General features: G+C 72.0%; 6 protein-coding genes. All 6 read right to left on the bottom strand.

Going from position 1 to position 7,023, the window contains the following annotated elements:
* Window positions 1-151: 151 nt before the first annotated feature.
* From fdxA to ptlA, 6 genes are read right to left on the bottom strand one after another with little or no spacing between them, the layout of a single operon-like run.
* Window positions 152-472 carry a ferredoxin gene (fdxA, locus tag FB157_RS44205; RefSeq protein ID WP_145887060.1) on the bottom strand — a complete coding sequence of 107 codons (321 nt, stop codon included), beginning with the start codon at window positions 470-472 and terminating at the stop codon, window positions 152-154.
* Window positions 469-1,596, bottom strand: a complete 1,128-nt coding sequence (gene ispG, locus FB157_RS44200) for a flavodoxin-dependent (E)-4-hydroxy-3-methylbut-2-enyl-diphosphate synthase (RefSeq protein WP_145887058.1) — start codon at window positions 1,594-1,596, stop codon at window positions 469-471. The genes fdxA and ispG overlap by 4 nt, the downstream gene beginning before the upstream one ends.
* Before the next feature lie 13 nt (window positions 1,597-1,609).
* Window positions 1,610-3,442 (bottom strand): 1-deoxy-D-xylulose-5-phosphate synthase, encoded by a 1,833-nt coding sequence (locus tag FB157_RS44195; RefSeq protein ID WP_261386959.1) that lies wholly within the window; start codon window positions 3,440-3,442, stop codon window positions 1,610-1,612.
* A 28-nt stretch (window positions 3,443-3,470) separates the two neighbouring features.
* Window positions 3,471-4,460 (bottom strand): 4-hydroxy-3-methylbut-2-enyl diphosphate reductase, encoded by a 990-nt coding sequence (ispH, locus tag FB157_RS44190; protein WP_145887054.1) that lies wholly within the window; start codon window positions 4,458-4,460, stop codon window positions 3,471-3,473.
* The gene (ptlI, locus tag FB157_RS44185) at window positions 4,457-5,854 is read right to left on the bottom strand and encodes a pentalenene oxygenase (RefSeq protein ID WP_145887052.1); all 1,398 of its coding nucleotides are present in this window, start codon (window positions 5,852-5,854) and stop codon (window positions 4,457-4,459) included. The genes ispH and ptlI overlap by 4 nt, the downstream gene beginning before the upstream one ends.
* Before the next feature lie 32 nt (window positions 5,855-5,886).
* Complete coding sequence (ptlA, locus tag FB157_RS44180; RefSeq protein WP_145887049.1) at window positions 5,887-6,897, bottom strand: pentalenene synthase; 1,011 nt, start codon at window positions 6,895-6,897, stop codon at window positions 5,887-5,889.
* Window positions 6,898-7,023 lie beyond the last annotated feature (126 nt).

Here is a 7,023-nt window from a genome sequence, read left to right as displayed (position 1 = left end):
GTGTGGTGCGTTCCTAGACAGCTCCACCACACCGGAGGTCTTCGCCATGATCAAGACCCAGTGTCAACAACGCTCGTGATCAATACACCTAGGGCCTGTCCCCCAGGTCCTGATGCCGCCGGGATGCGGTGACCCCGGCGGCGGGAGCGTCTCAGGCGGTGCGGACCGGCAGCCCGGCGACGACCGGGTGGTCACGGTCGATCAGCCCGTGGGCCGCGGCACCCCCCGGCGAGCCGAGGTCGTCGAAGAACTCGGCGTTCGCCGCCTTGTACTGCGCCCACTCCGCGGGGGTGTCGTCCTCGTAGAAGATCGCCTCTACGGGGCAGACCGGCTCGCAGGCTCCGCAGTCCACGCACTCGTCGGGGTGGATGTACAGGGCGCGCTGTCCTTCGTAGATGCAGTCGACGGGGCACTCCTCGATGCAGGCCTTGTCCTTGACGTCGACGCAGGGCTGGGCGATCACGTAGGTCATGGAAGCTCCTTCTCCCTCTCCATCTGCTCGGCGAGCTTGAGTGCCTCGTCGATGAGGGTCTCCACGATCTTCGATTCGGGCACGGTCCGGATAACCTCTCCCTTGACGAAGATCTGCCCCTTGCCGTTGCCGGAGGCGACACCGAGGTCGGCCTCGCGGGCCTCGCCCGGGCCGTTGACCACACACCCCATGACGGCGACGCGCAGCGGCACCTCCATGCCCTCCAGCCCGGCGGTCACCTCGTCGGCGAGCCTGTAGACGTCGACCTGGGCGCGGCCGCAGGACGGGCAGGACACGATCTCCAGCCGGCGCTGTCGCAGGTTGAGCGACTCCAGGATCTGGATGCCCACTTTGGCCTCCTCGGCGGGCGGGGCCGACAGCGACACGCGGATGGTGTCGCCGATGCCCTCGCTCAGCAGCGCGCCGAAGGCCACCGCCGACTTGATCGTGCCCTGGAAGGCGGGTCCGGCCTCGGTGACACCCAGGTGGAGCGGGTAGTCGCACTGCTCGGCGAGCAGCCGGTAGGCACTGACCATGACCACCGGGTCGTTGTGCTTGACGGAGATCTTGAGGTCCCGGAAGCCGTGCTCCTCGAACAGCGAGCACTCCCACAGCGCGGACTCCACCAGCGCCTGCGGGGTGGCCCTGCCGTACTTGGCGAGCAGGCGCCGGTCGAGGGAGCCCGCGTTCACCCCGATCCGGATCGGGACGCCCGCGTCCCCGGCGGCCCGGGCGATCTCCTCGACGTTGTCGTCGAACTGCCGGATGTTGCCCGGGTTGACGCGGACCCCCGCGCATCCGGCGTCGATGGCGGCGAAGACGTAGCGGGGCTGGAAGTGGATGTCGGCGACGACGGGGATCGGGGACTTGCGGGCGATGGCCGGCAGTGCGTCCGCGTCGTCCTGCGAGGGGCAGGCGACCCGGACGATCTGACAGCCGGCCGCGGTCAGCTCGGCGATCTGCTGGAGGGTGGCCCCGACGTCGGCGGTCGGGGTCGTGGTCATGGACTGGACCGAGACGGGCGCGTCGCCGCCGACGGCGACGGAGCCGACCCTGATCTGCCGGCTGACGCGGCGTGGAGCGAGGCGCAACGGCACGGTGGGCACCCCGAGCGGGACGGACATGGCACGTTTCTCCTCAGTGTGGGGGTACGGCGCGGTGGGTGCGGCGCACGGCGGCGCGGCTGTACGTCAGTGCCGCCGCCAGATCGTCGGCGATACGAGGAGCGGTGAGTCCGGCGGACTCGAGGATCTCGGAGCGGGAGCCGTGGGCGAGGAACCGCTGGGGCAGGCCGAAGACCCGCACCGGGGCGGGCGCGCCCGCGTCGCCCAGCGCCTGGGCGACCGCGGACCCGGCTCCGCCGGCCCGGCCGTTGTCCTCGACCGTGGCGACCAGCCGGTGCCCGAGGCTCAGTTCGACCAGTGCCGGTGGCACGGGCTTGATCCAGCGCGGGTCGACGACGGTGACGCCGACGCCTTCCCGGGCGAGCAGCTCGGCGGCTTCGAGGCAGGTGCCGGCCATCGCCCCGACGGAGACGAGGAGCAGGTCCGCGTGCTCCCCCCGCCGGAGCACGTCGACCCCGCCGACGGCGCGGACGGCGGGTATGTCCTCGCCCGTCGTGCCCTTGGGGAAGCGCAGGGCGGTCGGGCCGTCGGGTACGGCGACGGCCTCCCGCAGGGCGCGGCGCAGGGTGGCTGCGTCGCGGGGCGCCGCGAGCCGCAGCCCGGGTACGAGGTTCAGCAGCGACAGGTCCCACATGCCGTTGTGCGAGGGGCCGTCGTCGCCGGTGACGCCCGCCCGGTCCAGTACCAGCGTGACCGGGGCGCGGTGCAGCGCCGCGTCCATGAGCAGCTGGTCGAAGGCGCGGTTGAGGAAGGTGGCGTAGATCGCCACCACCGGGTGCATCCCGCCCAGGGCCAGGCCCGCGGCGGCGGTGACCGCGTGCTGTTCGGCGATGCCCACGTCGAGGGTGCGCTCCGGGTGGCGGACGGCGAACTCGGTCAGGCCGGTCGGGTGGAGCATGGCCGCGGTGACGGCCACCAGGTCCGGCCGCTGTGCGCCGAGTTCGGCCAGTTCCCGGCCGAACACGGTGGTCCAGGAGGGCGAACCGTCACCGCTGGGCCGACCGGAGCGCAGCGGACGTACGGCGTGCTGCCGGTCCGCCTCGTCCTGTTCTGCCGGGGCGTGACCGCGGCTCTTCTCGGTGACGCAGTGCACGACGACGGACCGGCCGAGTTCCCGCGACCGGCGCAGGGCCGCCTCCACGGCCGTGATGTCGTGCCCGTCCACGGGTCCGAGGTAGGCGAGGCCCAGGGTCTCGAACAGGCACTCGGGGGTGGTCTCGGTGCGCAGCGCGGCCAGGTGCTCGGCGATGCCGCCGGTGGTGGGGCCGTAGGACCGGGTGTTGTCGTTGAGCACCACGATCACCGGGTGGCCGGGGGCGGTCGCGATGTTGTTCAGTGCCTCCCAGGCCATGCCCCCGGTGAGCGCCCCGTCCCCGAGGACGGCCACCACGGCGCGGTCCGTGTCCCCGCGCAGCCCGTACGCGCGGGCCGTGCCGGCCGCCCACGACAGCACGGTGGAGGCGTGCGAGTTCTCGATGACGTCGTGCGGGGACTCGGCCCGGCACGGGTACCCGGACAGTCCGCCGCGCTGCCGGAGCGAGCCGAGGGCGCCGGCCCGGCCGGTAAGGATCTTGTGGACGTAGGACTGGTGGCCGGTGTCCCACAGGATGCGGTCGCGGGGGGACTCGAACACGCGGTGCAGGGCTACGGACAGTTCGACGACCCCGAGGTTGGGGCCGAGGTGTCCGCCGGTGCGGGTGACGGTGTCCACCAGCAGGCGCCGGATCTCCGGTACGAGCCGGTGAACCTGCTGCACGGACATGGCCCGCAGATCCTCGGGGCTGCCCAGCTCCTCGACGATGCTCTTCCCGGTGCCGGTCTCCGGCGCGCGTGTCTTCGTCGTCACGCGGGTCTCCTCTGCTGTGTCCATCGGTTCATCGCACCTGTGCCTCGTCGGCCAGCGGGGTGCGCGGGATCCGGCCGGTGACCGGGTCGGCCAGCCGGGCCGGCAGGGCGAAGACCACGTCCTCGGGCATCGCCTGCTGCAACTCCACGTCGTCGTGGCCGAGTTCGGCCAGCAGGGCGACGAGCCCGCGGACCAGCACCTCGGGCGCGCTGGCCCCGGCGCTGACGCCGATGCTCGCCGCGCCGTCCAGCCAGGCCTCCTGGAAGTGGTCCCGGTCGGGGACGAGGTGGGCCCGGCAGCCGTGTTCGCGGGCCACCTCGACCATTCGCAGCGAGTTGCTCGAGTTGCCGGATCCCACGACGAGGACCAGGTCGTGACGGCGCGCCAGGTCCTTGACGGCGTTCTGCCGGTTCTGGCTGGCGTAGCAGATGTCGTCGCCGCCGGGGGCGACAATGTCCCGGAACCGCGCGCGGAGCGCCTCGACCACCTTGGCGGTCTCGTCGAAGGACAGGGTGGTCTGGGTGAGGAAGGCCACCGGGGTGTCGTCCGGCAGGTCGAGCCTCGCCACGTCTTCCACCGTCCCGACCACGACGGTGCGTTCGGGTGCCTCGCCGAGGACGCCGTCGACCTCCTCGTGGCCGGCGTGGCCGACCAGCAGGACGGTGCGGCCGTCGCGGGCGAAGCGCAGGGCCTCCTGGTGCACCTTGGCCACCAGCGGGCAGGTGGCGTCGATGACCTCCAGCCGGCGGCGGTCCGCACCGGCCCGGACCGCCGGGGAGACGCCGTGCGCGGAGAAGACGCACACGGCGCCGTGCGGGACGTCCTGCTCGCTGTCCACGAAGACCGCGCCGCGCTTCTCCAGTTCGGAGACGATGTAGTGGTTGTGCACGATCTCCTTGCGCACGTACACCGGTGCGCCGTGCAGGTCCAAGGCCCGCTCCACGATGCCGATCGCCCGCCGTACACCGGCGCAGAAGCCGCGCGGCTGGGCCAGCTCGACTTTCCCGGCCCCGCTCACGTGGCGTCACCCCCGCCGAGGCGGGGCGAGGGTACCGCCCCGGCCGTGGGGCGCTCGGCGCGGGTGCTGATCCGCAGCCGCAGCCTGCGGGGGTGGTAGACGGTGGCCAGCGGGACCGGCCGGACGTCGGCGTCGGGCTCGCAGGTGATCCGCCACTTGCCGAGGATGGTGGCGAGTCCGAGGGTGGCCTCGGTGCGGGCGTACAGGTCGCCGATGCACTTGCGGGCGCCGGTGCCGAACGGCATGAACGCCTGCCGGGCGAGCGGGCTGACCCGGTCGGGCAGCCAGCGGTCGGGGTCGAAGCGGTGCTCGTCGGGGTAGGCCTCCTCGTTCAGCGCCACCGCGGCGGGGCTGAAGACGATGGTGGTCCCCTTCGGCAGCTGCCGGCCCGCCAGTTCGGTGTCGGCGGCGGTGAGGCGGGTGAACAGCCAGGCCGGCGGGTGCAGTCGGAGGGTCTCGCTGATGATCCGGTCGGTCAGCGAGAGGTTCGGCAGGTCGTCCCACTGCGGTGTCCGCCCGCCGAGAACGGTGTCGATCTCCTCGTACAGCGCGGCCTCGATGTCCGGGTGCTGGGAGAGCAGGTGGAAGATCCAGGTGAGGGTGCCGGCGACGGTCTCGGTGCCGGCCGCCATGACGGTGATGACCTGGTCGTGGATCTCGGTGTCGTCCAGCCGGCCGCCGTCCTCGTCGCGCGAGGCGAGCAGGGCGGAGAGCAGGTCGTCGTGTTCGGCGTCGTCGCGGCGGTAGTCGTCGATGAGCTGCTGGGTGGTCGTGTGCAGGTAGTCCAGGTTGCGGCGGTAGCGGCGGTTGGCCGGGGTGGGCAGGCGGCGCAGGAAGCGGGGCAGGAACATCTGCCGGAACAGTCCGTTGAGCACGGTGTCGAAGGCACGCTCCACGCCGTCGGCGAGTTCCTTGCTGACGGGCGTGGAGTACAGGGTGCGGGCCACCGTGCGCAGGGCCATGCCGTACAGCTCCGGGAAGGCGTCGACGACCATGCCGTCGTGCCAGCGGCCGGTGGTGGCCTCGATCTCGGCGTGCATGGCGGTGGCGTAGCGTTTGAGCTGGGAGCGCTGGAAGGCCGACTGCATCAGCCGGCGCTGTCGGCGGTGGTCCTTGAACGGGCAGGTGACCAGGCCGTTTCCGGCGATGTCACGGGCCCGGTCGTAGAAGACGCCGCCCTTGTCGTAGGTGCGGTCGTTGGTCAGCACGTCGCGCAGGAGTCCGGGGTGGCAGGGGACGTAGGCGGAGGTCGGACCGATCTTGATCTTCACCAGGTCGCCGTGGGCGGACAGCGACGACATGAAGCGGACGGGCTGGCGCATCATCTGCAGGGCGTGGCCGACGACCGGGACCGCCCCGGGGGCCGTCCCGGCGGTGTACGTCTGCTGGGGCATCGCAACCTCACATCGGGTGGGTGGTCGGGGGTCTAGCGACTGCTGCCGAGTTCTTCGAGGTAGCCCTGGACGCTGGCGGCCACCGCGAACTCGGCGTCGTAACGGCCCGAGGAGCGGTGCCAGTCGTAGGAGCCGCGGATCACCGTGCGCACGGCGTCGGTGCGGTACCGTTCCACGGCCTCACGCTCGGCGGCGTCGAGTTCGTAGATGTCGCACACCTTGGACAGGCAGCTCTCCAGCAGGAGGTACTGGGAGAGGCGGGCGTGCACCTCGTCCTGGAGGTGGGCGATGCTGCGGCCCTTCGGCCAGCCGTGCTCCCGCTGCAGGATGAAGACCAGGTTGTTCCGCTCGCCCCGGGCCTCCTCCTTCTCCAGTGACGCGATGTCGTTGAACATCAGGTTGACGTCGATGGCGATCTGCAGCATCGCGGAGAGCACCGCGCTGTCGAAGACCCGCTGGGGCACCTCGAAGTGCCCGGCGGCCTCGGCCATGTCCACGGTGGGCTGGACGCCGATGGTCTGCCGGCGCACGGCCAGGTACTGGGCGGCGCTGTCGTAGGGGGTGTCGTGGAAGCGGCTGAGGGCCTCGTCGACGTATCCGGTGAAGTAGTTGCGCCAGTGCCGTGCGCTGCGTGCGCGCCAGGAGGCGGACATGCCCGCGCAGCTGCGGTGCCAGATGTCGGCGAAGCCGTGTGCGATGGGCGGTGCGGTGGCGGGCAACGGGCCGTCGAGGGCGGCCGCGACCGCGTCGGTGAGGCTGCGGGTCTCCTCCGGGTCCTCGCCGCGCGGTCCGTCGAAGAGGTCGTCGAAGAGGAAGAACCACGACATCAGGTCGACGCCCAGGTCGAGGTCGGCGCCGGTGGTGTGCGGATAGAAGCGCGAGGCCAGGTCGGCGTAGGCGCCGCGCAGATGGCGTGCGGCGGCGGCCTCGGTGGTGATGAGGCCCAGGGAACGCGGCCACTCCAGCTGGTCGGCCTCGGCGCGGCGGTGGTCGGGGCTCTGCCGTCCTGGCAGCGGTATGCGGAAGTCGATGTCCTGCGGCATGGTGATCTCCGTGATGGGGCGCTGGGGGAAACGGCGGTGGCGTGGGGCGGCGGGTCATGTCCCTCGGGAGGACGACCGGGCGGCGGCGCCCCGCGGCGGATGCGGACGGGTGGGGGGAGACCGCGG

The organism is Streptomyces sp. BK340, from assembly GCF_007827595.1.
Taxonomy (GTDB): Bacteria; Actinomycetota; Actinomycetes; order Streptomycetales; family Streptomycetaceae; genus Streptomyces.
This window is presented reverse-complemented; position numbering and strand designations above follow the sequence as displayed.